The 23,230-nt window shown below is 66.8% G+C and carries 17 protein-coding genes; 6 read left to right on the top strand and 11 right to left on the bottom strand.

The window, feature by feature from the left end:
• Positions 1–209: 209 nt before the first annotated feature.
• Positions 210–821, bottom strand: a complete 612-nt coding sequence (locus ACVOMM_RS06050; protein WP_049458515.1) for a superoxide dismutase — start codon at positions 819–821, stop codon at positions 210–212.
• Between the two features lie 218 nt (positions 822–1,039).
• On the opposite strand from ACVOMM_RS06050, the gene ACVOMM_RS06055 reads away from it, so the two are divergent.
• Together ACVOMM_RS06055 and ACVOMM_RS06060 are read left to right on the top strand one after the other, a co-directional pair.
• Positions 1,040–1,498 (top strand): guanyl-specific ribonuclease, encoded by a 459-nt coding sequence (locus tag ACVOMM_RS06055; RefSeq protein WP_053516903.1) that lies wholly within the window; start codon positions 1,040–1,042, stop codon positions 1,496–1,498.
• Positions 1,495–1,908 (top strand): barstar family protein, encoded by a 414-nt coding sequence (locus ACVOMM_RS06060; RefSeq protein WP_128987931.1) that lies wholly within the window; start codon positions 1,495–1,497, stop codon positions 1,906–1,908. Before ACVOMM_RS06055 ends, ACVOMM_RS06060 begins: the two co-directional genes overlap by 4 nt.
• A 122-nt stretch (positions 1,909–2,030) precedes the next feature.
• On the opposite strand, the gene ACVOMM_RS06065 is transcribed toward ACVOMM_RS06060, so the two are convergent.
• Positions 2,031–3,791: a hypothetical protein gene (locus ACVOMM_RS06065; RefSeq protein ID WP_481525991.1), complete on the bottom strand. Its 1,761-nt coding sequence runs from the start codon at positions 3,789–3,791 to the stop codon at positions 2,031–2,033.
• Positions 3,792–3,801: 10 nt separating this feature from the next.
• Positions 3,802–4,401 (bottom strand): NfuA family Fe-S biogenesis protein, encoded by a 600-nt coding sequence (locus tag ACVOMM_RS06070; RefSeq protein WP_065175480.1) that lies wholly within the window; start codon positions 4,399–4,401, stop codon positions 3,802–3,804.
• Between the two features lie 90 nt (positions 4,402–4,491).
• Between ACVOMM_RS06070 and ACVOMM_RS06075 the strand changes: the two genes are divergently transcribed.
• From ACVOMM_RS06075 to zupT, 3 genes are all read left to right on the top strand, one after another.
• A complete protein-coding gene (locus ACVOMM_RS06075; protein WP_053516899.1) occupies positions 4,492–4,842 on the top strand; it encodes a 4a-hydroxytetrahydrobiopterin dehydratase in 351 nt (116 codons plus the stop codon).
• A complete protein-coding gene (locus ACVOMM_RS06080) occupies positions 4,839–5,252 on the top strand; it encodes an energy transducer TonB (protein WP_053516898.1) in 414 nt (137 codons plus the stop codon). Before ACVOMM_RS06075 ends, ACVOMM_RS06080 begins: the two co-directional genes overlap by 4 nt.
• A 96-nt stretch (positions 5,253–5,348) precedes the next feature.
• Positions 5,349–6,158, top strand: a complete 810-nt coding sequence (zupT, locus tag ACVOMM_RS06085; protein WP_053516897.1) for a zinc transporter ZupT — start codon at positions 5,349–5,351, stop codon at positions 6,156–6,158.
• 373 nt (positions 6,159–6,531) lie between these two features.
• On the opposite strand, the gene ACVOMM_RS06090 is transcribed toward zupT, so the two are convergent.
• Complete coding sequence (locus ACVOMM_RS06090) at positions 6,532–7,506, bottom strand: RluA family pseudouridine synthase (protein WP_481525992.1); 975 nt, start codon at positions 7,504–7,506, stop codon at positions 6,532–6,534.
• A 408-nt stretch (positions 7,507–7,914) separates the two neighbouring features.
• Here ACVOMM_RS06090 and rne point away from each other — a divergent pair, with 408 nt between their 5' ends.
• The gene (gene rne / locus ACVOMM_RS06095) at positions 7,915–11,142 is read left to right on the top strand and encodes a ribonuclease E (RefSeq protein ID WP_481525993.1); all 3,228 of its coding nucleotides are present in this window, start codon (positions 7,915–7,917) and stop codon (positions 11,140–11,142) included.
• 111 nt (positions 11,143–11,253) lie between these two features.
• Here rne and ACVOMM_RS06100 read toward each other — a convergent pair whose 3' ends face one another.
• The 7 genes from ACVOMM_RS06100 to ACVOMM_RS06130 all read right to left on the bottom strand — a co-directional run bounded on the left by ACVOMM_RS06100 (position 11,254) and on the right by ACVOMM_RS06130 (position 23,202).
• Positions 11,254–12,138: an endonuclease/exonuclease/phosphatase family protein gene (locus ACVOMM_RS06100; protein WP_065181951.1), complete on the bottom strand. Its 885-nt coding sequence runs from the start codon at positions 12,136–12,138 to the stop codon at positions 11,254–11,256.
• Between the two features lie 2 nt (positions 12,139–12,140).
• On the bottom strand, positions 12,141–15,308 hold the full coding sequence (locus ACVOMM_RS06105) for a discoidin domain-containing protein (protein WP_481525994.1): 3,168 nt from the start codon (positions 15,306–15,308) through the stop codon (positions 12,141–12,143).
• Positions 15,305–16,141: a carbohydrate ABC transporter permease gene (locus ACVOMM_RS06110; protein WP_053516890.1), complete on the bottom strand. Its 837-nt coding sequence runs from the start codon at positions 16,139–16,141 to the stop codon at positions 15,305–15,307. Before ACVOMM_RS06110 ends, ACVOMM_RS06105 begins: the two co-directional genes overlap by 4 nt.
• Positions 16,138–17,019, bottom strand: coding sequence for a carbohydrate ABC transporter permease (locus ACVOMM_RS06115; protein WP_065175483.1), 882 nt, complete (start codon positions 17,017–17,019; stop codon positions 16,138–16,140). The genes ACVOMM_RS06110 and ACVOMM_RS06115 overlap by 4 nt, the downstream gene beginning before the upstream one ends.
• A complete protein-coding gene (locus ACVOMM_RS06120) occupies positions 17,016–18,338 on the bottom strand; it encodes a sugar ABC transporter substrate-binding protein (protein WP_065175484.1) in 1,323 nt (440 codons plus the stop codon). The genes ACVOMM_RS06115 and ACVOMM_RS06120 overlap by 4 nt, the downstream gene beginning before the upstream one ends.
• Positions 18,339–18,363: 25 nt before the next feature.
• Positions 18,364–19,968, bottom strand: a complete 1,605-nt coding sequence (locus tag ACVOMM_RS06125; RefSeq protein ID WP_053516886.1) for a glucoamylase family protein — start codon at positions 19,966–19,968, stop codon at positions 18,364–18,366.
• 177 nt (positions 19,969–20,145) lie between these two features.
• Positions 20,146–23,202, bottom strand: coding sequence for a TonB-dependent receptor (locus ACVOMM_RS06130; protein WP_053516885.1), 3,057 nt, complete (start codon positions 23,200–23,202; stop codon positions 20,146–20,148).
• Positions 23,203–23,230 lie beyond the last annotated feature (28 nt).

Consider the following 23,230-nt stretch of genomic DNA (forward strand, 5'->3'; position numbering starts at 1 on the left):
GCCGCGGGGGTGGTGCCTGCCTGGCGCGTGGGTTTTTGGCCCCCCTGGCGCTTGCTGGGGTATCCGCCCACGGGTTATTCGCCCCGTGCTCGCCCCGGGGGGGGGCCCACAACGGGCGCAACCCACCAGGTCCCGCCCGACGTCCAGAAGCTGGCAAACAAAAAGGCCGGGGTCTCCCCCGGCCTTCTCATGTCATCCCGTCACCGCCTTCAGGCGATCGCGTCCTGGTAACGGCGCTCGACTTCGTTCCAGTCGATGACGTTGAAGAACGCGCCGATGTATTCCGGACGACGGTTCTGGTACTTCAGGTAGTACGCGTGCTCCCACACGTCCAGACCGAGGATGGGCGTGTTGCCTTCCATCAGCGGGCTGTCCTGGTTGCCGGTGCTTTCCACCACGACCTTCTTGTCGGGGGTGACGCTCAACCATGCCCAGCCGCTGCCGAAGCGGGTCAGCGCCGCCTTGGTGAAGGCGTCCTTGAACTTGTCGAAACCGCCCAGGTCCTTGTCGATGGCCTTGGCCACGTCGCCCACCGGGTTGCCGCCCGCGTTCGGTGCCATCACCGTCCAGAACAGCGAGTGGTTGGCATGGCCACCGCCGTTGTTGCGCACCGGGCCCTGCAGGTTCTCCGGCAGCGACTTCAGCTTCTTCACCAGCTCTTCCACCGGCAGGTCAGCGTACTCGGTGCCTTCCAGCGCCGCGTTGACGTTGTTGATGTAGGTCTGGTGATGCTTGGTGTGATGGATCTCCATCGTCGCCGCGTCGATATGCGGCTCCAGCGCGTCGTAGGCGTAGGACAGCTTGGGCAGGGTATAGGCCATGATGCATCTCCTGATTGCGAGGGCACCCGACGGTGTCGGGTGTAGCGCGGTGAATGATGGGGACAGACCACTAGATTACCAAGGGGGATGTAAAGGAAATTGCGTCCTGCCGGTGAGCATGCCGGCAATTGTTACGCAGCGGTGACGCGGCGGTTCCTCATGCAGCGTGCAGCGCACAGGCGCTACAGTGCATGCACCACCCTCACCCGTTCGTGCCCATGCGCAACCCCCGGCTGCTGATCACTGCCATCGCCCTGCTGCTGCTCGGCCTGGTCGTCAACCACGTCATGCAGCGGCCGCCGGCACCGCAGTTCGCGCCGGACCTGCAGGGCGCTCCGGCCCGGAGTGCCCCGACCCCGGCACACGGCGATGGCGCACGCAGCGGCCTGCCCGCCTTCCTTCCCGCCGAAGCACGCCAGACCATCACCCTGATCCAGCGGGGCGGGCCCTTCCCGCACCGCCAGGATGGCAGCACCTTCGGCAACCGCGAGCAGCGCCTGCCGCAGCGGCCGCGTGGCTACTACCGCGAGTACACGGTCGACACCCCCGGTGCGGGCAACCGGGGGGCACGCCGCATCGTCACGGGCGGCGATCCAGCAGAGGCGTGGTACTACACCGATGACCATTACGGCTCATTCCGCAGCTTCACCGTTCCATCCCCCGGAGACGCTCGATGAGCCACGATGATTTCGGCCTCGGCCTGCACGACATCAACAACGCCGGCGTGTATGCCATCGACAGCGCGGACATCGGCGCGCTTGCCGCGGCCATGCGCGATGCCGGCCTGAAGGTGATCCGCATCGATCTGGAGGGCGTGACCGACAAGCGCACCCTGCTGGCGCGGCTGTCCGCGCAGCTGGACTTCCCGGCCGGTTTCGGCGGCAACTGGGATGCCCTGTCGGACAATCTTCGCGACCTGCAGTGGCTGCCGGCCAGCGGTTATGCGCTGTTCCTGGCGGATGTCGACGCGCTGCGCGCTGGTGCAGCCAAGGATTTCGACACCCTGCTCGACGTGCTGGACGAAGCCTGCCGGGATTGGGTCGGCCGCGACGTGCCGTTCTGGGTGTTCCTGTCACAGAGCGAGTAAAGGGGCGACGCCGACCAAGGCCGGCCGCCCGCAATGGTTCCGGCGAAGAGCCCCCCTTGTTGTTCAAAGGGGGCGCGCCAACGGCGCGGGGATAAGGAAACATGCGTGGACAATGGGAGCCGCTAGCGGCTCCCATTGTCTTCCTGCAGTTCCTTCTTGAACGGGATATCCGGCGGCGGCCGGGCCACGGCCGGCTGGTCCTGCATGTTCGGGTCGGTCAGGCCGCAGCCGCCACCCGCCTGCAGAATGGAGATGACGCAGGAAATCCGGGTGCTGGTGCCGGGAAGCGGAATCTCCATCGCCTTGACGCCCTTGCGCACCCACTCGGCCAGCAGCGACTCCTGCGGCACCCAGTATTTGTCGAACGAGGTGGGCGTGTAGTCGTAGGGCGGTCGCTTCAGCCATGTCCCCGACTGGGCGATGCGTTCCTTGCTCCAGCCGTCGTTGTCCCCCCCGGGAGCGCCACGCTCCGCATTGCCGGGGCCGTCCTGCCCCGGTACACGCACGCTGCCGTCGGCGTTGAACAGGCCGTTGCCCCGGCCCGCGCTGCTCGCCTGCGCGGCGCCGCTGCGGGCGCCATCACGAGTGCGATCCGAGGCCCCCCAGTCGTCGCCCCGGGCCGGCGTAGCCCAGTTGCCCGGGGTCGGCGTCGGGCGGGCACCGGCCTGTGCCGGTGTCGTGGCGGCGGCTGATGGGCGCGCCGCGGGACTGCTCACCGCAGCCGCGCTGCCCTGGGCTGCGGGGGCGGAGGTTGCGGCACTGCCACCGGAAGGCGCAGGCGAAGCGACCGGTGCAGACGCCACCTCACGTTCGCGCACCTGCACGTCGCGGCCCGCGGGCGCCCGTACTGCAGGCTCACGGCCTGCGATCGGCGCCATCCGCACCTGCGGATCGACAACCGCCTGCACTTCGCGTTCGCGCACCTGCACATCCTGCTGCGGAACGCGGATCGGTACTTCCGCTGCGCGCACCGCCGGAGCCACGACGGGTGTCTCCACGATGGCCACCTCACGTTCCTGCACCTGCGGCTGGCGGATCTGCGGCACCCTCACCTGCACATCCGGTGTGCGCAGCGCTTGCGGTGTGGGCGGCGCCTCCAGCGGCTGCACGCTGCGCTCGCGTACGCTGGGCGTTGTGTCGCGCGGCACGATGCTCACTTCGGTGCGCGGCACGCTGACCGGCGGCACCACGAAATCGGTCGTGGCCTGCGCCACGTCGGTCGCCTGGACCGGCGAAGGCGGCGGCGTGGCCGGTGGGGCCGGCTCGGTCGGCATGGCTTGCGGAGGCGTACTGGCGGCAGCGGGGGCCGCAGCAGGGGATGGCTGCGGGCGCGCCGCGACCGGTCGCGGCTGCGGCGCAGTTGCCGATCCTGCCGCGTCTCCTGCAGCCGTGCGGCCGGCTGCAGCTGCTGCAGCCGATTCGGCGCCGGGCTGGTCGCCTCCGCCCTCCTGGCTGGCGCGGCCGACAAACTCGATCTGCACGCGCTCACCGTCGGATCCCTGCTCGGCGGGCACCGAGGTGCGGATCACCGCCACCCACAGCAGCAGCAGGAAGAACAGCAGGTGCAGCAATGCACTGGCGACGGCCGACGTCCAGCGCATCCAGCGCTGGTCACGCGGCGCCGGCTCCCAGTCCTGCCACAACAGGCGCCGCAGCGCCTGCCAGCGGGGCAGCGCCGGCAGCGTCCCGGGGCGTCCCGGCAGAGGCATGGGCAGCAGCACCGCGATCACCTCGCGCGCATGGAACGGGCGTGGCAACGGGCTCAGCGAGCGCAGCCACAGCGCCCAGCCATAAGGCAGGCGCGTGTTCTTCTCCAGGATGATCGGTTGCTGCTGGCGCGCCAGCAGCAGGTCGATGAGTTGCTCGGCTCTGGGCAGAGGCACGCGTCGGCGATCAGGCGGCGTTGCCGCGCGGGATGTACGGCGCGTGGCCGCTGTCGTGGTCGGTCGCGTCGCGCACTGCGGTCACGCCGGGCACCCGGCCCATCAAGGTCTTTTCGATGCCCTGCTTGAGGGTCACATCGGCCATGCCACAGCCCTGGCAGCCACCACCGAAACGCAGCAGCACCACGCCCTCGGCCGAGACTTCCTGCACTGCGACCTTGCCGCCATGGGAGGCGAGCTGTGGATTGATTTCATTCTCCACCACCCAGTGCACACGCTCGACCAGCGAAGCGGCCTCCCCGGGCGCTTCGCCCTTGATGCGCGGCGCCTTGATGGTCAACTGCTGGGCACCTGCCGCGCCAGCCACGATGTCGATCTCCGCGCCATCGAGCCAGCCGACGCTGCCGGCGTCGACATACAGGGTGAACCCGTCGCAGTCCACGGCCCACTCGTCGCCGTGCAGGTCCGAGGGTTCGGCGAATTCCAACCGCGCATCGGCACGCGGAGTGCCGGGATCGACCGCGCTCAGGCGTACGCCCATGCCGGGCGCGCCCTCGCGTTCGATCAGCTTGCGGAAATGGGTCTGGGCAGTGTCGGAGATCTGGATCATCAGGCTATTCTAGCCAAGTAAGTGTCAACCGCTCATTCGGTTTATACACCGTCCGGCGCATTGTTCAGTCAACACGAGGTGGAGATTCCCATGGCCGACCTGATTCCACTGGCCCAGGCCCGTTGCGTGCCGCGCAAAGGCAGCGACCACAAGCTGGGCGAGGCCCGCCTGGCCGAGCTGCTGCCGCAGATTCCCGGCTGGGAACTGGCCGAGGGCGGCCAGGCGCTGCTGCGCACCTTCCGCTTCAAGGACTACTACGCCACCATGGCCTTTGTGAATGCACTGGCCTGGATCGCCCACCACGAGGATCACCACCCGGACCTGGGCGTGCACTACGACCGCGCCGTGGTGCGCTATTCGACCCACGACGTCGGCGGCCTGAGCGAGAACGACTTCATCTGCGCGGCCAAGACATCGGCCCTCACGGAGCAACTGCCATGAATGTGCGAGTGCTGAGCCTGTCCCTGATCGCTGTGACCGGCCTCGCCGGCTGTGGCGCCTCCGAGCCGTCGCCGCCCGTGCCGCCGCCGACCGAGGTGGCTGCGGTGAAGACGCCGCCACCGCAGTACCCGCTCGAGCTGGCCTGTACCGGTACAGGCGGCACCAGCACCTTCAAGGTGACCATCGGCACCGACGGCAAGCCCAGCGAAGTGACCCTGCTGAGCGGCGCGGGCAACCCGCAGCTGGATGAGCTGGCCAGGAATGCCGTGCAGGGCTGGCAGTTCAAGGCGGCCACCCGCAATGGCCAGGCCGTGCCCGCCACCATCCAGGTGCCGGTCAGCTTCAACCCGCCGCAGCCGAAGCCGGACCAGTGTTTCGCGGTGGAAGAGCGCCTGCGCCGCGGCGGCTGACCGCACACCATGACGAGGCCAGCCGACGCCCGCCTCGCCCTTGCCGCCCCGGCAGTGCCCGGGGCGGTTGTCTGTTGACCAGGACCGCGTCGGTACATGCTGCAGATCCCCCCCGAAAACATCTGGATCGCGCTGGCGGTCACCCTCGCGGCCGGCCTGGCGACCGCCATCGGCAGCCTGCTGGTGCTGTTCTCGCGCCGCCCCAATCCGCGCCTGCTGGCGTTCGGCCTGGCCTTCGCCGGCGGCGCGATGGTCTACGTGTCGCTGTCGGAGATCCTCAACAAGTCCATCGCGTCGTTCGCCCTGGCCTATGGCGAGCGCACCGGCTTCACCTACGGCACGCTGGCGTTCCTGGCCGGTGTGATCGTGATCGTGCTGATCGATCACTTCATTCCCAATCCGCACGACAGCCTGGACAAGCAGGACCCTGCGTTCCGCGAGAACAGCCGCGAGTACCTGAAGCGGGTCGCGCTGCTGACCTCGGTGGCGATCACCGCACACAATTTCCCGGAAGGGCTGGCGACCTTCTTCGCTACGCTGGAAAGCCCGTCGGTGGGCATGCCGCTGGCCTTCGCCATCGCCATCCACAACATTCCCGAGGGCATCGCAATCGCGGTCCCGGTGTACTTCGCCACCCAGAACAAGTTCTATGCGTTCGGCGCCAGCCTGCTGTCAGGCCTGGCCGAGCCGGTGGGGGCCATGCTGGGCTACTGGCTGCTGTCCGGATCGCTGTCGCACGCCACGTTCGGCTGGGTGTTCGGCCTGATCGCCGGCGTGATGGTGTTCCTGGCCCTGGATGAACTGCTGCCGGCGGCCAAGCGCTACGCCAAGGGTCACGAAACGGTGTACGGCCTGGTTGCAGGCATGGGAACGCTGGCGGTCAGCCTGGTGCTGTTCAAGTGGTGAGCGGGTTGCGACCAACGGGCTGAGCCCCCTCGCGGCTGGCGGAGCGAGATCCCGGGGTTGGACCAGGCTCTGACAGGCTATAGGCGCGCGCCAGCCGCGCGATGAAAGAATGAAAAAGCGAAGCCCGCGCTGCGCGCGTCAGTCGAGCGTGGCTCGACTGTACAAGGGCTGCGTGCGGGTATGGGTCTACGCTGCGGCTGTCAGGTCCGCCTTGTAGCGAGCCGAGGAGCGCAGGGCACCGGCGCGCAGCGCCGGCGCGGATGGCGGCGTGTTTCTTTGGCTACTTTCTTTGCACGAGCAAAGAAAGTGACAAGCCCACTCATCGCAGGGAAGCGACGGTGCCGACCAAGCGCCCGGCGCCGCCGAACCGCCGTCAGCGCAGGCGGTCCAGCGCCTCGACCAACTCATCCGCCAGCGGAGCGTTCAGCACGTAGGGGGTCTTGCCGTCGTCCAGCGCGAACTCCAGCGAGGCCGCGTGCAGGAACAACCGCTTCAGGCCGATCTGCTCACGAAGCCGCTTGTTCACCGCAGGATCGCCGTACTTGTCGTCACCGGCCACCGCATGCCCCAGATGCTGGGCGTGCACCCGGATCTGATGGGTCCGGCCGGTCTCGATGCGCACCTCGCAATAGGAATGGCCCCCACGCCGCTCCAGCACGCGGAAATGACTGATCGATTCCTTGCCGATCGCATTGACCTGGACATGTCGCTCACCGCCCTGGCGCAGGCCCACGTGCAGCGGCGCGTCCACCGTCATCACCCCGTCGGGCATGCGTCCGGTCAGCAGGGCCAGGTAACGCTTGCGGATGCCGGCGCCATGGTCTTCACGCAGCAGCGCCTGCAGCTCGCTCAGCGCCGAGCGCTTCTTGGCCACCACCAGCAGGCCCGACGTATCGCGGTCGAGACGGTGGACCAGTTCCAGCGTCTGGCCCGGGCGCAGGGCGCGCAGGGTCTCGATGGCGCCGAAGCTGATCCCGCTGCCGCCATGACTGGCCACGCCCGAGGGTTTGTTCAGCGCCAGCAGCCGTGGGTCCTCGAAGACGATGGCCTGTTCCAGACGGCGCATGAACGACTCGGGAGGACCAGCCTTGTCTCCCTCCTCGGTGAGACGGACCGGCGGCACCCGCACCTCGTCGCCCGCCTCCAGCTTGCGCTCGGCCTTGGCGCGGCCGCCATTGACCCGCACCTGCCCGCTGCGCACCAGCTTGTAGACCAGGCTGCGCGGGGCCCCTTTCAGCTGGCCGAGCAGGAAATTATCCAGGCGCTGGCCGGCGCGGTCGGCGGGAACGGTGATCATGCGCACGGATGGCTTGTCGCCAGCTGGCTTGGTGGGGTCTTGGGCGGTCATCAGGCTGTTTATTCTGTTACACTCGGGGGGCGAGATAAGGGATTGATTTCGTTGGAAGTTACTCAGGGCCAGAAGCCCAGCTTCCGACGAATCCGGCACAGTGCGCGACCACCGCCCGCGGGGCGGCCATGTTAGCGGCTCACCGGCCTTCCCGGCCATCGCCGGATGCCTGACACGCAACCGTGCTGAACATGTCCCGCGTGGCGCTCCAGCCTGGCTGACAGCTGCCTGCGGCCCTGCAACACCCCAAAAACCATATGAGTGAAGCGCTCCCGCGGCCTGCCGTGGTGTCGTAGCGCTGGAAACCCAAGCCCCCCTCCCCGCGCTTGCGCGAATGGGGGGCGAGCCGTATCCAGAGGCGAAACCCCATGGCGTTCCGCGCGGTAGCCGCTTGCGAGGAACGCAACAATGAAGCGAATGCTGATCAACGCCACGCAGGCTGAAGAGCTGCGTGTTGCCATCGTGGATGGCCAGTCGTTGTATGACATCGACATCGAGCAGCCGTCGAAGGAACAGAAGAAGTCCAACATCTACAAGGGCCGGATCTTCCGCATCGAGCCCTCGCTGGAAGCCGCCTTCGTCGAATATGGCGGTGGCCGCCATGGCTTCCTGCCGCTGAAGGAAATCTCCCGCGACTACTTCCAGGCCGGTGTCGACCACAACAAGGCCGGCATCCGCGAGCTGCTCAAGGAAGGCCAGGAAGTGGTGGTCCAGGTCGACAAGGAAGAGCGTGGCAACAAGGGCGCCGCCCTGACCACGTTCATCTCCCTGGCCGGCCGCTACATGGTGCTGATGCCGAACTCGCCAAGTGCCGGCGGCGTCTCCCGCCGCATCGAGGGCGAAGACCGGGCTGCCCTGAAGGACGCACTGGACAAGCTGAACATTCCCGACGACATGGGCGTGATCATCCGTACCGCCGGCGTCGGCCGCGATGCGGAAGAGCTGCAGTGGGATCTGGACTACCTGCTCAGCGTCTGGCGGGCGATCGCCGAGGCGGCGCTGAGCAAGCCGGCCCCGTTCCTGATCTACCAGGAATCGCGCCTGATCGTGCGCGCCCTGCGTGACTACCTGCGCGCCGACATCGGCGAGATCCTGGTGGACACCGAGGAGATGTACGAGCACGCCAAGGAGTTCATGCAGCAGGTGATGCCGCAGACCCTGCGCAAGCTCAAGCATTACAAGGACGACATCCCGCTGTTCAACCGCTTCCAGATCGAATCGCAGATCGAAGGCGCCTACGAGCGCAACGTGCGCCTGCCGTCGGGCGGCTCGATCGTGGTCGACCAGACCGAAGCACTGACCGCCGTCGACGTGAACTCCTCGCGCGCGACCAAGGGCAGCGACATCGAGGACACCGCCTTCCAGACCAATCTGGAAGCGGCCGAGGAAGTGGCCCGCCAGCTGCGCCTGCGCGATCTGGGCGGCCTGGTGGTGATCGACTTCATCGACATGTCCTCCAACAAGCATCAGCGCGAGGTCGAGAACCGCCTGGCCAACGCGCTGAAGTACGACCGCGCACGCGTTCAGGTCGGCCGCATCTCGCGCTTCGGCCTGCTGGAAATGAGCCGCCAGCGCCTGCGCCCGAGCCTGGGCGAATCGAGCCAGATCGTCTGCCCGCGCTGTGATGGCCACGGCCGCATGCGCAGCGTCGAGTCGCTGTCGCTGTCGATCATCCGCGTGGCCGAAGAGCACGCGATGAAGGAGAACACCGGGCAGGTGCTGGTGCAGGCGCCGGTGGAGATCGCCAATTACCTGCTGAACGAGAAGCGCAGCGCGCTGCGCGAAATCGAACAGCGCCATGAAGCGCCGATCGTGATCGTCGCCGACGAGCAGCTGCACACCCCGCACTACACGGTCACCCGCCTGCGTGAGAACGAACTGGGCGAGGAAAGCAGCCGTCCGAGCTACCAGCGTGGCACTCCGCGCAAGCTGCCTGTGCACGCCCTCACCAAGGGCCAGCTGAACATCCCGCCGCCGGTGGTGACCCAGGTCAAGCACACCTCCCCCGCCCCGGTGCGTGAGGAAGTGGAGCCGGCTGCCGCGGCACCCGCGCCGGTGGTGGCTGCGCCCGCCGCCCCGTCGACCGGCGGTGGCGTGATCGGTTGGATCAAGCGCGTGTTCGGTGGTGAGCCGGCACCCGCCCCGGCGCCGCCGGCCGCCCGCCAGCCGCAGCAGGACGGTGGCCGCAGGGAGCGCAACAAGGATCGCAACAAGGACCGCAAGGACCGTCGCGACGACAATCGCGGCAACGGCAATGCGCAGCAGCAGAAGGAGGGCGGCAACCGCAAGGATCGCGGCGAACAGCGCAAGGACGGCCGTCAGGGTGGCAATGGCAACACGAACGGCAACGGCCAGCCGCAGGGCAAGCAGAAGGACGGCCAGCAGCCGCAGCAGCAGAACAAGCCGCGCAACGAGCAGCAGGGCCAGAACCCGCAGCAGCAGCCGAAACTCAAGCAGCCGAAGCAGCCGCGTCCGCAGCAGGACGGCGACAAGCCGGCCGAGAAGCCGCAGCGTGGTGCCGCAGAAGCCCAGACCGACACGGCGACGGCATCCGCTGCGGTGGCGGCCAGTGCCGTCACCGCTGCTGCGGTGACCGCGCGGGAAGCTACGGCGCCGGTCGCGCCGGTGGTCGCACAGCCGCCGGTCGAAACCGCGGCGCCGGCCGAAGTCGCGCCTGTCACCGCCGTTGAAGGTGACGCCACTGCCGTGACGGGCGAAGAGGCACCTGCCGACACCACGGGCGAGCAGGCCGGCGAAGGCGCGACCCGCCGTCGTCGTGGTCGTCGTGGTGGCCGCCGCCGCCGCCGTGGTGGCGCCGAGAATGCGGCCGGCACCGATCCGCTGGGCGAAGACCAGGATGACGGTGACGAAGGCGATGACGCCGACAGCACCGACAGGGCCGAGCCGCGTGTCGACCACGCTGCCGGGTCAGCACCGGTTGCAGTCACGCAGCCCGCCCGCTCGCAGCCGGAGTTCGACTTCGATGACGACGCCGAGCCGTCCATCGTCGAAGGCGAGAAGCCGGCCCGCGTTGCGGCCGCTGTCGCCGCCGCACCGGCCGCCGTGGTCAGCAGCGCCGTGGTTGAAGCCGCGCCGGTGACCGCCGCGCCTCCGGCACCGGTCGAGACCGCTGCCAAGGCAGAACCGGCGCCCTCGCCGGTGCAGACCAGCATGCTCGACGCCATCGACGCCGCGACACCCGCACAGCCCGTGGCGGCGGCAACCCCGTCGGCGGACGCCGCACCGGTGATCGAAGCAACGCCGGTAGTGGCCGAAGCGGCCCCTGTGGTGGACGTGAAGCCGGTCGTGGTCGAGCCTGCACCCGTCGTGGAATCGAAGCCGGCGGCTGTTGAAGCAGCGCCCGTGCCTGAAACCGCACCGGTGGCTGTTGAGGCGGCCCCGGTGGTTGAAGTGAAGCCGGTCGTCGAGCCTGTCGTGGTTGCCGAAGCCCCGGTCGCACCGGTGGCCGTGGAAGCCCCGCCGGTGGACGCCCCTGCGCCGGTCGCCGATGCCGTCGTGACGCCGACCCTCGACCCGGTCGCGGATGGCCATGCCGATGCTGCCGCCCAGGCGGCCGAAGCCAAGGCTGACGAAGAGGACGACGAGGCCGCCAAGCGCACGCCGCCGGCCAACTGACCGCTCGTTGATCGGGTGACAGCAGAACGGCGGGGATCGATGATCCCCGCCGTTTCTGTTTGTGCATCGGGCTGTATCGTGCCGACCGGGGATAGGCCGCTGGGTCGTTCTTCAGGGTTTCGGCGCGAACTGCAATCGCGTCCAGACGCCGTAATGATCCGAAGCCCAGCGCCCGCTGTCATCCGGCTGGTCGAACAGAAGCCTGGCCTCCCGTGCAACCAGCTGATCCTGCTGGAAGAAGATGTGATCGATCCGCGAGGGCGCCTGGTAGTAATGCCGGTTGAGGGTGCTGACAGCCGCCAGGTCGGTGTTCACATGCACGCTGCCATAGCTGTCGCCATAGTGGCTGCGCAGCTCGCTCAGGTCACCCGCATCGACCAGTGCGTTGAAGTCGCCTGCGATCACCACCGGCGCGCCATCCGACGTTGCGGCGATGAAGCGCAGCAGATCTTCCACCTGCGTCCGCCGGATGCGCTTGCCGCTTTCATCGCTGCGCTCATTGAGATGGGTTGCATAGAGGTTGACTGGCCGGCCCTCCACCTCGATGCGCAGGTGCGCCACGGTGCGGTAGTCGTCCAGCGGCAGCAGCAGGTGCTCGCCCTGGGCGAGGATCGGCTGTCGCGTCAACAGTGCGTTGCCGTAGCGCTTGGGCGCGCCGACCGGATCGGTGGACACGAACACGTATCGGTAGCCCAGCTGGCTGGCGAGCCATTGCGCCTGGTTGCGCACGTTGCGCCGCTGGATCACTTCCTGCAGCGCGATCGCATCAGGTTGCAGGCGCTTGAGTTCTGCCAGGATGGTACGACGCCGGCTGGGCCAGTCCTCGCGGTCGTGGTGCAGGTTGAAGGTGACCATGCCCATGCCAGGCGAGCGGGCGGCTGCGTCCCCATCGTCCGCCCGTGGCACGTCCGCCACCGCCGCGGCAGGCAGCGCCAGCGCGATCGCCATGCTTAGTGCGCACGCTGCCGCGCGCGCACGCCATGCCTTCCTACCCATGCTTACTGTCCCTTGCGCTCGGAGCGACGCACCGCCGCCGGCACTTCGATCTCGACGCGGGCCGGCAGTTCGTGCACATGCAGTTCGCGGTCGATCCATTCACCCGGCGCGCCATTGATGGTGGCGTCACCCGGTTCGCCCGCATAGGGCCACGGAAGCACGACGCCTCCAGCCGGTGGCACCAGGCCGGGCTGCACCTCCAGCACCAGCAGCTTGTCACTGCGCCGCAGCCGATAGTTCAACTGCCCCTGCGGCGTACGCAGGCCCTGCACCGCAATGCCGTCACCCTGCAGCCAGGCTGTTGGAACGCCGCCGGCCAGCACCAGTGACTCATCCATGTCGCGGCTATAGGCGAACATGTCCAGCGCCGAGCGCACGAAATCCGACGCGACCCATGCATGCGGCAGGTCGCCGACGAAGAACGGCTTGCGCGGTGTCCGCGAGACCACTTCCGCCCATTGGTTCCATGCCTGCGGGGCACGGTCCTTGAAGAAGAACTCGGTCGCCTGCCAGGCGCGGTCGCGCCAGCCCAGGCGCACGAAGGCGGCGACGTTGCGCCACTCATACGGCGTGTAGTCCTTCCATTCGCGCTTGCCATCGCGACGCGCGACGAATTCCTTCCAGTAACGCTCGAAGGTTGCTTCCAGGGCCTGCTGCGGCAGCCGGCCCTGCTCGCCCCCGGGCGCCAGTGCGATGGTCGTCGATGTCGCGTCGAAATCGCCCAGCTCCGCCGAGCCCGGCAGGTAATCGATGTTGTGCTGCTGCATGGCCGACAGCAGCGATGCCTGCAGGTCGTCGCGGAACTGGTCGCGTGACTCGGCGATATGCATCGCCTCCACCTTTCCCAGTTGCGTCGCCAGCAGCGCAGCGTCCTTGTAGCCACGCAGCGCCCAGAAGTTGTCCCAGTACGAATGCATCGGCTTGGCCGAGTAACCTTCGTGGCTGATCGAGGCCGGCATCATCCCGTAGAAGGCCGGGTTGCGTGCACGGTTCTCCTCGGTGCGCTCGCTGGCACGCAGCTGCTCCATGTACTGGTAGGCCCCCTGCACATGCGGCCACATCAGTTCCATGAACGTGCTGTCGCCGGTGTAGCGGCCATACTCGGCGATGTTGTAGATCAACTCACCATGGCTGTCGTTCTCCGGCACCGGGTCGCTGCCACGTGCGTCGACGCAGCACGGCACCTTGCCATTCTCGAACTGGAACGGCGCATACCAGTTGAGGTAGTCACGCACCGCGTCGCTGCGGCCCATGCGCAGCAACCCCTCGGAGATCATCGCGCCGTCGCGGATCCAGCTGCGCGCATACGAGCGCGTGCCCGGCTGCAGGCTTGGCCCGACGCGCGAGATCAGCATGTGCGCTACCGCGGTGCGCAGCGTGTCGACCATCGGCTGGCCCGCCTTCGGAACCTGCAGCGACACCACGCCGAGCTTGGCACGCCACATGTCGGCAACCTGCTGCTGCGCCTTTGCCACGTCCACGGCCTGCGGCGCCCAGCCACCGGTCTGCGGCAGTATCACCGCCACTTCGCGGCTTTGCCCGGGTTCCAGGGTGATCGTGTACAGCAGCGCGCCCGACGCCATGCCGGTGCTGTCCTTCACCGTGGTCGTCGCCGGCAGCTTGCCCGAGGCGAGGTGCATGGCATCGAGCTTGCCATCGAAAGAGGTGGCAAAACGCGCATCAGGTACCTGCAGCGGGTAGATGCGTGGCTCGCCATTGATGCGGACCAGCTGCTCGCCGACGTCGAGGCTGTCGATGCGGCTGAAGCCACCGGTGGTGTTGAGGAACTGGGTTGGCGGATTGACCTGCCAGGGGCGGATGGCCAACGCCAGCGTGTACTCGTGGGCCACCTTGTCCGGATTGCTCAGGCGGTAGCGACCGATCAGCTGCGCACGCTCGGGCGTGCCCTGCACGAATCCGGTGACCGCCAGCCCCACCTTCTCATGCACCCAGTCGACATTGGCGATGGGCAGGTAGCGATCCTGCAGCGACTGGGTGATGGCCACATCGCTCCAAGCGATCAGCTTGCCATCCAGGCGGACGAACGGCTCGATGCTGAAGCTGCCCTTGGCAGGCTCCAGCGCACCGTCTTCGCTGATCAGCGCCTGTTGCTGGCCGCCATCCAGACCCAGCAGGGTCCAGTACGGCTGTTCGCCCACGAACGCGCGCGGTACCGCACCGCGTGGGAGGTCAGCCGCAACCGACGACAGGAATGCATTGGGCGTGGATGCGAAGTCCAGCGGCTTGAGCGTGATGTCACGGATGCCATAGCGCCAGTTCGGACCTGCCTGCAGGTCGAAGCGCACATAGCGTGCATCGGTATCCGGCAGCGCCAGCCAGTCACGGCCACCCCCACCGGCGGTCACTTCGCGTGCCGTGCGCCAGTCGCGTCCGTCCACGGACGTGCGCACGGTGTAGCGGGTCGCCTGCAGGTCCGGCAGCCAGTCGATCACCGCGCCGCCGATCTCGCGGCTCTTGTGCAGGTCCAGGCTGATGGTCTGCTGCTTCACCCCACCGCTGATCCAGAAGGTATCGCTCTTGCCGTCCACCATCCGGTCCTGCAGCGCCGTGGCGGTGTCGGCAATCACCTCCGGCCGCAGCGGCGATTCGTCCCGTGCGGGCAGGCCCTGCAGGGTCAGTCTGTCGAAGCACACCGTGCCGCGTCCGCCGACCTTGCTGTAGATCGTGAACTCGACCGCGGCGCTGCGCGCCATTTCCTTCTCCGGCGACGGCCCCCACGCCTTGTCGATCTGCCGACGCCGGTACTCGACCGGCGTCCACGACCTGGGAAAACTGTAACCGGGGCGGTTGACCCACCACACGTTGTCACCGCTGGCGTCGATCAGCTTGAACTGAAGATCATTGGCCGGTGAATCACCGCGCAGCTGGAAGCCGAAGCGGTAGTTGACCGGATACTCAACCGCCAGCGCGCGACGGATGCCGACGTAGCCCGATACGTTGTGGAAGTCGTAATCCAGGCACAGCGCGCGGCCGCCACCCGCGCCGCTGACCGGGCGCAGCGAGCCGCTGACCTGGTCGGACAGCACCAGCTTCCAGGCACTGACATCGTCGAAGTCGTCCAGCACCTTCGGCGCCGGCAGCGCCGGAGGGGCGGCGATCGCCAGGGAGGTCCACAACAGGCCCAGTCCAACGGCGATCGCACCCTTCATCCCTTCACGCTCCCCAGCAACAATCCTTGGATGTAGTACCGCTGCAGCACCAGGAACAGTGCCAGCACCGGAACCACGGTAACCACCGCGCCGGCCATCATCATTTCCACGTCCATGATGTGTTCGCGCGAGAGGGTGGCCAGGGCCACCGGCAAAGTGTAGTGCTCCTGATCGGTCAACACGATCAGCGGCCACATGAAATCGTTCCATGCGCCCATGAAGGTGAAGATCGCCAGGGTCACCAGCACCGGCTTGAGCATCGGCAGCACGATCTGGAAGAAGATGCGCAGCTCCCCTGCCCCGTCGATGCGCGCGGCCTCCAGCAGTTCGTCCGGGATCGAGCGCGCGTACTGCCGCACCAGGAAGATGCCGAACACGCTCGCCAGCGCCGGCACGATCACGCCACCGAAGCTGTTGACCAGCCCCAGCTGCTTCATCAGCAGGAACAGCGGCAGCATCGCCACCTGGGCGGGAATGACCAGCGCCGCCATCAACACCTGGAACAGGCGCTCACGGCCAACGAAATTCAGCTTGGCGAACGCATAGCCGGCCATCGTATTGAGCAGCAGCGAGCCCAGCGTGATCGCCAGCGACACCAGCAGGCTGTTGGCGAAATTGCCGCCCATGCCGGTACGCGCGAACAGCTCGTGGTAGTTGTGGGTGGTCACCTGCGAGGGCAACAGCGGAGGCGGGAAATGGCTGGCCTCGCCCTGCGGCATGAACGAGACCGAGACCATCCACAGCAGCGGCGCCAGGCTGACCAGGGCCAGCACCAGCAACGCGCCGTTGATCCACCACGGATGCCAGCGCGACTGGCCGATTTCACGACTCATACCAACTGCCTCCTGCGGCCAAAGCGCAGCATCACGGTGGTCACCGCCAGGATGATCAGGAACAGCAGGAATGCCACCGCGGAGGCGCGTCCCAGGTTCCACCACTTGAAGCCTTCCTCGAACATGAAATACAGCACGCTGACCGTGCTCTGCAGCGGGTCGCCACGCGTCATCACGTAAGGCTCGGCGAACAGCTGGAAGTAGCCGGAGACGGTGATCACTCCGACCACGAGCAGCACCGGGCCGAGCATGGGCAGGGTGATGTGCAGGAACTGCTTCCAGCGCGAGGCACCGTCGATCCGCGCCGCTTCGTACAGATCATGCGGGATCGCCTGCAGGCCGGCCAGGAAGATCACCATGTTGTAGCCGAAGTTCTTCCACACCGCGAACAGCATGATGGTGGGCATCGCCCAGTTCGGGTCACCCAGCCAGTCGATCGGGCTGATGCCCAGATGGCCCAGGCCGTAGTTGACCAGGCCGTAGCTGGTATGGAACAGGTAGCGCCAGATCACCGCCACCGCCACCAGCGTGGTCACCACCGGCGCGAACAGCGCGGTGCGGAACAGCGCCTTGAAACGCGCGGCAGGCGCGTTCAGCAGCATCGCCGCGCCCAGTGACACACCGATCGACAGCGGCACACCGATCAGCACGAAGTAGCTGGTGTTCCACAGCGACTTCCAGAACATCGGCGTCTGCAGCAGGTCGATGTAGTTGCCGAGGCCGACGAAACGCAGGTTGCTGCTGTCGGCCAATGCGTACAGGTCGAAGTCGGTGACGCTGAGCGCCAGCGCCGAGGCGACCGGCAGGCCGAAGAACACCCCCAGCACGATCAGCGATGGGCCTGCGAAGATCCATCCGGCCAGCGAAGTTCGTTTCATTGCGCGCTCCCGTCGGCCAGGGTGCTGCTTGAACGCGTCGGCGAAGGCGCGCGCTCCTGCAGGCGTTGTTGTTCATGCATCCAGCGACGCTTGGCCAGCACCTTGTCCACGCGCTGGTCCAGCTCGGCCACGGCGTCGTCCTGAGGCATCCCGCCGCGCACCACCTTTTCGGTGACGATGCGCATTTCCTGCACGATGCGCTCCCACTCAAGCACCTTCGGCGTCGGCCTGACCCGCTCCAGCTGGTCGCGGAACGCCGCCGCCAGCGGATCACCGGCCAGGGACGGTGCATCCCAGGCACTGCGACGCGGCGGCAGATCACCGATGATCGAATGGAAACGGGCCTGGATTTCCGGGCGCGACAGGAACTCGATCAGCTTCCAGGAGGCTTGCTTCTGCTGCGATTTGCGGAAGATCACCAGGCTGGTACCGCCGGCGATGCCCGCACCGGGGCCATCCGGGCCCGGCAACGCCGCGGTGCCCCACTGCCCTTCCAGCGCCTTCGGCTGCAGCTTCTTGAACTCGCGGATGTTCCAGGGGCCGGAGATGTAGAACACGTTGAAGCCGCGGAAGAATTCATCCCAGACATTGGAGATCTGCGTCTCGGACATCTTCGGCGCCCAGCCCTGCTCGAACATGTTGGCGTAGAAAGCCAGCGTGCGGCGGAAGCCCGGGCTTGAGAAGTTGCCACGGGTATCGTCGTCGCGCAGCAGCGGATCGGGTTGCTGCAGCGCCAGCGACAGCTGCTGCTCGAACTCGTTGATCGGCATCAGCACGGCATAGCGGTTCGGGCCCTGCATGCGCTTGATCGCCGCCATCTGTTCGTTCCACTCCTGCCAGGTCCGCGGCGGGTGGTCGTAACCGGCCTTGGCCAGCAGGTCCTTGCGGTAATAGATCAGGCGGGTATCGACGTACCACGGCACGCCCACCAGCTCGCCATGGATCACGTTGGTGTCCCAGATGCCCTGGAAGTAATCCTTCGGGTCGACCACCGCCGAGCGCTGCACGAACGGTTGCAGCGGCGTCAGCGCATCGAGCTCGGCGAATTCGGGAACCCAGGTGTTGCCCAGCTGGCAGACATCGGGCAGGCCATCGGCGGCGAACGCGGTGAGCAGCTTCTCGTGCGCCGCGGTCCATGGGATGTTCTGCACATCCACCTTGATGCCGGGATTCTCGGCCTCGAATTCGTGGATCAGCTCGCTGACCACTTCCGCTTCGCGCCCCATCGCCCAGAAGCGCACGGTGGTGGTGCCCGGTTCGGTACGGGCGCAGCCCGCCACGACCAGCGCGGCCAGGGCTGGCAGCGCCCAGCGGCGCATGCGATGGAGCCAGTTCTGCACAGCGTTACTTTCCCTGGCCTGTGGTGCGGTTGGCATTGTTCTTCTGTTCCTGTGCGGCGGCCGCGCGTGACTCGGCGATGCCGACCGCGCGCGCCGATGCAGCCTTCTCGTCCTTCTGCAGTTCCAGCGGCTGGAACGAGCCCTCGGGGGCCAGCCAGCCGCCGCTGAATCCGGCGCGCTCCAGCCCCTTGCGGATGTAGGGGTTCTTCTTCATGACTTCCCACACGAAGTCGTTGCGGTAATTGGCGATCATGGTCAGGATCGGGCCCTGGTCGATGGCGATGTAGTCGCTGGCGACCCAGCCACGATCCGGCACCAGGCGCCCGGTCTTGATCGGAATGTCGTAGCTGAAGCTGGGATTGAACGAATCCAGGAAGCCGTAGCTGGAATAGATGTAATCGCCGAAGCGCTTGTGCATCTCCAGCGTGGCCGGAATGACCTGCTCCGGGGCGAACACGATCGAGGCCACCGCCGCGGTCGGCGCGATGGTGCCGTCGTCGAAGTTCTCGCGCAGGCCGGCGCCGCGCGAGGAGTAGTGGCGGAACTGGCGCTGCTCGCCGCGATATTCCTGGGTGGTGTTCTGCGGACCATCGCTGGCGGTCAGTCCCCACACGTTCTCACCGTACTCCTTCCACTGCATCGGGTTGGCGATGGCGTACTCGCGCTGGGCCAACGCGGCCGAGCGGCTGTTGAGGAAGTAGGTGCTGCCGCGCTCGCGCATGTAGGCATCCTGGATATCGCGGAAATCGATCCAGACATGGCTGTACTGGTGGCCGAACAGTGGCCCGAAGGACAGGTATTCCTGGCCCTGGTAGACGCCCCAGTCGTTGTCGTAGGTCCGGGTCCACACCGTCCATGCGTCGGGGCTGACCGGATGCGTGGGCGAGCCGAGGGCAAGGATGTACACCATCATCGCCTCGTTGTAGCCCATCCAGTCGTGGTCGATGAAGCCGCTTTCGGGGAACCAGCCCATCGAGATCAGCGGCGCGCGCTGCTGCAGCCACGGCCAGTCGATCTTCCTGTACAGGGTATCGGCAATCTGCCGGATCTCCTTCTCGCGCGGATCATCGCCGTCGTAATAGGACTGCGCGAACAGCACGCCCATCATCAGCAGCGCGGTATCCACCGACGACAGTTCGACCCAGCTGTCGTAGCGGCGGCCTTCCTGCATGTCCAGGAAGTGATAGTAGAAACCCTTGTAGCCGGCTTTGCCGGTGCGCTGCGGGCCCATCGGCACGTCACGGAAGAATTTCAGCGTCGTCAGCGTGCGGTCGATCGCCTGGTTGCGGCTGACCCAGCCATTCTCGATGCCGATCGGATAGGCGGTGAGCGCGAAGCCGACCGAGGCGATGCTGGCGAACGGCCGCGACGGATAGCGGTCCGGTGTCAGGCCATTCACTTCATTGGTGGTGTCCCAGAAGAACTGGAAGGTGCGGCGTTCAATGTCATCGAACAGCGGCGGCAGTTCCGGCTTCATCGGCCGCGGCGGTGCGTCGGCCTCGATCAGGATCACCGGCGGCCGGGGTTTGGCGGGCTCCTGCTGGGCCGGCTTGCAGGCGGCGATGGCCAGGGTCATCGCTGCGGCGGACAACAGGTGGCGTGCCTGCATGGCGCGGTTCCTCCGGTGGACTGATCGATGGGAAAGCATAACGTCCAATGATCTGAAATCGTTTACAAACCACACATTTAAAAAAGCCACGGGAACGTGGCCTGACAGCGCGATCATCGCAGTTGCCGATGCCGCCGGCGAACCGGCGGCATCGACTCCTGCAGCAGGCGTACCCGCTTAGAAGCGGAAGCCCACTTCCGCCTTGATCTGGCGGGGCGTACCGATGATGTCACCGGTCTCGTTGTAGCTGGCCTGCAGCTTGCCGTTGGTCTTGACGTAGTTGTAGGTGGAGAAGTTGTCGAAATCGAACACGTTGATGATGTCCAGACGAGCGTACAGCTCGGTATCACCCGGCATCTTGAACGTCTTCGTCGCCTGCAGGTCGACCGAGCGGTAGCCGAAGATCTTGCCACCCACCAGGAACTTGCCGTTGGCGTTGGGCACGGCCGCCTGCGGGGTCGGCAGGGTGTAGCCGCTGGCCTGCGGCACGGGGTACCAGTCGTTGACGGCCGTCGGCGTTGCCAGGGTGATCTTGCCGCCGAAGGTGATGCCCCAGAAGCCCGCGTACGAACCGGTCACCACCAGGCGGTGACGGGGAGCGCCGTTGGAACGGATGGTCGGGTAATCGCCGATCAGGCCACGGTCGAAGGCGTACTTCTCGTTGATGTCGCGGTTGTGGCGGGCGGTGGTCCAGGTGTAGGCGATCGAGGTGCCCCAGCCGCTTTCCTTGGTGAACGGCTTCTGCGCCGACAGCAGCACCTGCGTGGCACGGGTCTTGATGCCCTGCTGGCCGATGATCAGGCTGCCGAAGCCCGGCACGTTGCAGCTCCAGGCCTGGCTCAGGCCCGGCTCGGTACCGCCGCACAGGCGCGGATCATCGAAGAACTGGCCGGTCGGGTAACGGTTGCCCAGGGTGAAGGCGAAACCGTCGTAGCTCAGGGTGCGGGCGATGGTGGCATCGGTCAGCCAGTCACCGATCTGGTTGCTCATGCCCAGGCTGAACTGATCCGAGTACGGTGCCTTCAGCTTGTTGTTCAGCAGGTCGACCTCCAGGCCGGCGTTGCTGGTCGATCCCACCAGCGCCTGCAGGTTGCCGATGCCGTTGAGCAGGTTCGGATTCCAGTCGTAGCAGGCGGCCTGACCGTTGATGCAGGTCCCGGTGGCCGGGTTGCGGAAGTAGATGGTCGGCTGCGGCAGGGCCAGCTTGGTGGTCTCCAGCTGCAGGTTGTCGAACAGGTCGCGGTCGTAGGAACGGCCGGCACCACCGTGGATCACATGCTGCTCGTCGGCGTTGATGTCATACGAGAAGCCCAGGCGCGGCTGCCAGGCATCCTTGAATGCCTTGCGGTTGTGACCGTTGCTGATGTAGTCGCTGATGTCCAGGCCGCCCAGCGCCAGCGAATCGGCGTAGGTCTGGCCGGCGGGTGCGCGCGGATCCTGCGAATAGATGGCATCGACCACCTGCTGCGGGGTCACGAAGTCCAGGTAGGACGGGGTCTTCTCGTAGTCCCAGCGCAGGCCGATGTTCAGCTGCAGGTGGTCATTGACCTGCCAGTCGTCCTGGATGAACACGCCGTACTGCTTGGACTTGGAGCGTACTTCGCCGGACACGCCCGACACGCCGGTCACCGGCTTGACGAACTGCGCCTTGTACGGAATGGAATCCGGGAAGTCCGGATCACCCAGGGTGTAGGTGAAGGTCGGGTTGATCTGCGCCGCATCGGAAGCGTACAGGTCGATCTGCTTGTACTTCACGCCCATCTTGATGGTGTGGTCGCCCGCCCACTGAATGCCATCCAGGGTCAGGTTGTCTTCGATCGACCAGCCCTTCTGGCCCTTCACCTGCGAGTCCAGTGCCGAGGCGCCACCGATCTTCACGATCGTGCGGTCTTCAGGACCGTCCGGCGCGGTGTAGGTGATGCCGTTGGCCAGGGTCAGCGGGGTCGGGTTGTTGAACGAATCTTCGTGGGTGACCATCAATTCGTTGTAGTAGCGCTCGCCGCTGTGGTTCCAGCGCAGCGCGTAACGACGGTCGGTATTGACCACTTCACGGCCGGCTTCCGGCGAGGTCTGGCCACTGAACTGCGACTGCGTTTCGTCGCGGTCCTGGAAGGTCAGCTCGATGCGATCGTTGTCGGTCGGCTCGAAGTCGATCTTGCCGAAGATCAGGTCCTGCTGGAACGGCTGGCTGGCCGGGCCGAGACCGGCGGCGCCGGCGGGCGGCAGCAGACCGGCGGCACCGGTGACCGCACCGTCCGGTGCGATGGTGACCGGCAGGTCGAAGCGCTTGGCTTCGTAGGTCACGAAGAAGTGGGCCTTGTCCTGGATGATCGGGCCGCCCAGCGCGAAGCCGTATTCCTTCTCGGCCGACACCTGCTTGTCCTTGCCGCCCTGGCGTTCGGCCGGGGTCTTGGCGCGCATGTCCTCGTCGGTGTAGCGATAGAACGCCTCACCCTTGAATTCGTTGGTGCCGGACTTGGTCGCGGCGGTCACCGCAGCGCTCGAGACCTGGCCGTACTCGGCCTTGTAGTTGCCGCTGATGACCTTGTATTCGCCAATGGCCAGCTGCGGGAAGGGGTTGCCGGCGCTGCCGGACTGGCCGGCCACACCGCCGCCCTTGACGTAGCTCTTCTGGCCCACGCCATCGATGTACACGTTGGTGCCATCGGCATTGGTGGCGCCGCCGCGCAGCGAGGTGTTGCCCTTCGCATCACGGGTGAAGATCAGGCCCGGCACCGCGTCGGCGAACTCCAGGAAGTTGCGCGACACCTGCGGAGTGGTCTGGATCTGCTGCAGGCTGACGGTCTTGCCGACTTCGGACGTGCGCACTTCCTGCAGCAGGGTCGGCGCGACGACGTTGACGGTGTCCAGGTTGGTGGCCGCGGTTGAACCCGGGGTACTGCTGGCAGCGCCAGCGAAGTTCAGGGTGGCGGTGGAGGCCACGGTCACGGTGACCTTCTGGGTCTGGCCGTTGGCCACCACGTCGTAGGTGCCCGGGTCCAGGCCCATCAGCGAGTAGCTGCCGTCGGCGCGGACGGTGCCGCGGCGCACGGTGCCGGTCGCAACGTTGGTGGCGGTGACTTCCGAACCGGCCTGTGCGCCGGCAACCTGGCCGCGCAGGCTGGCGTTGGCCGACTGCGCCAGGGCGTTCGGGGCGGCGGCCAGCATCAGGCAGCTGACCAGTGCGGTGCTCAGCAGCCGGCGCGCCGGCGTGCGGATAGTGGAATGCATCATCAACTCAATCTCCGGGTGGCGGCGACCG

It is taken from the genome of Stenotrophomonas sp. STEN009 (assembly GCF_056760395.1).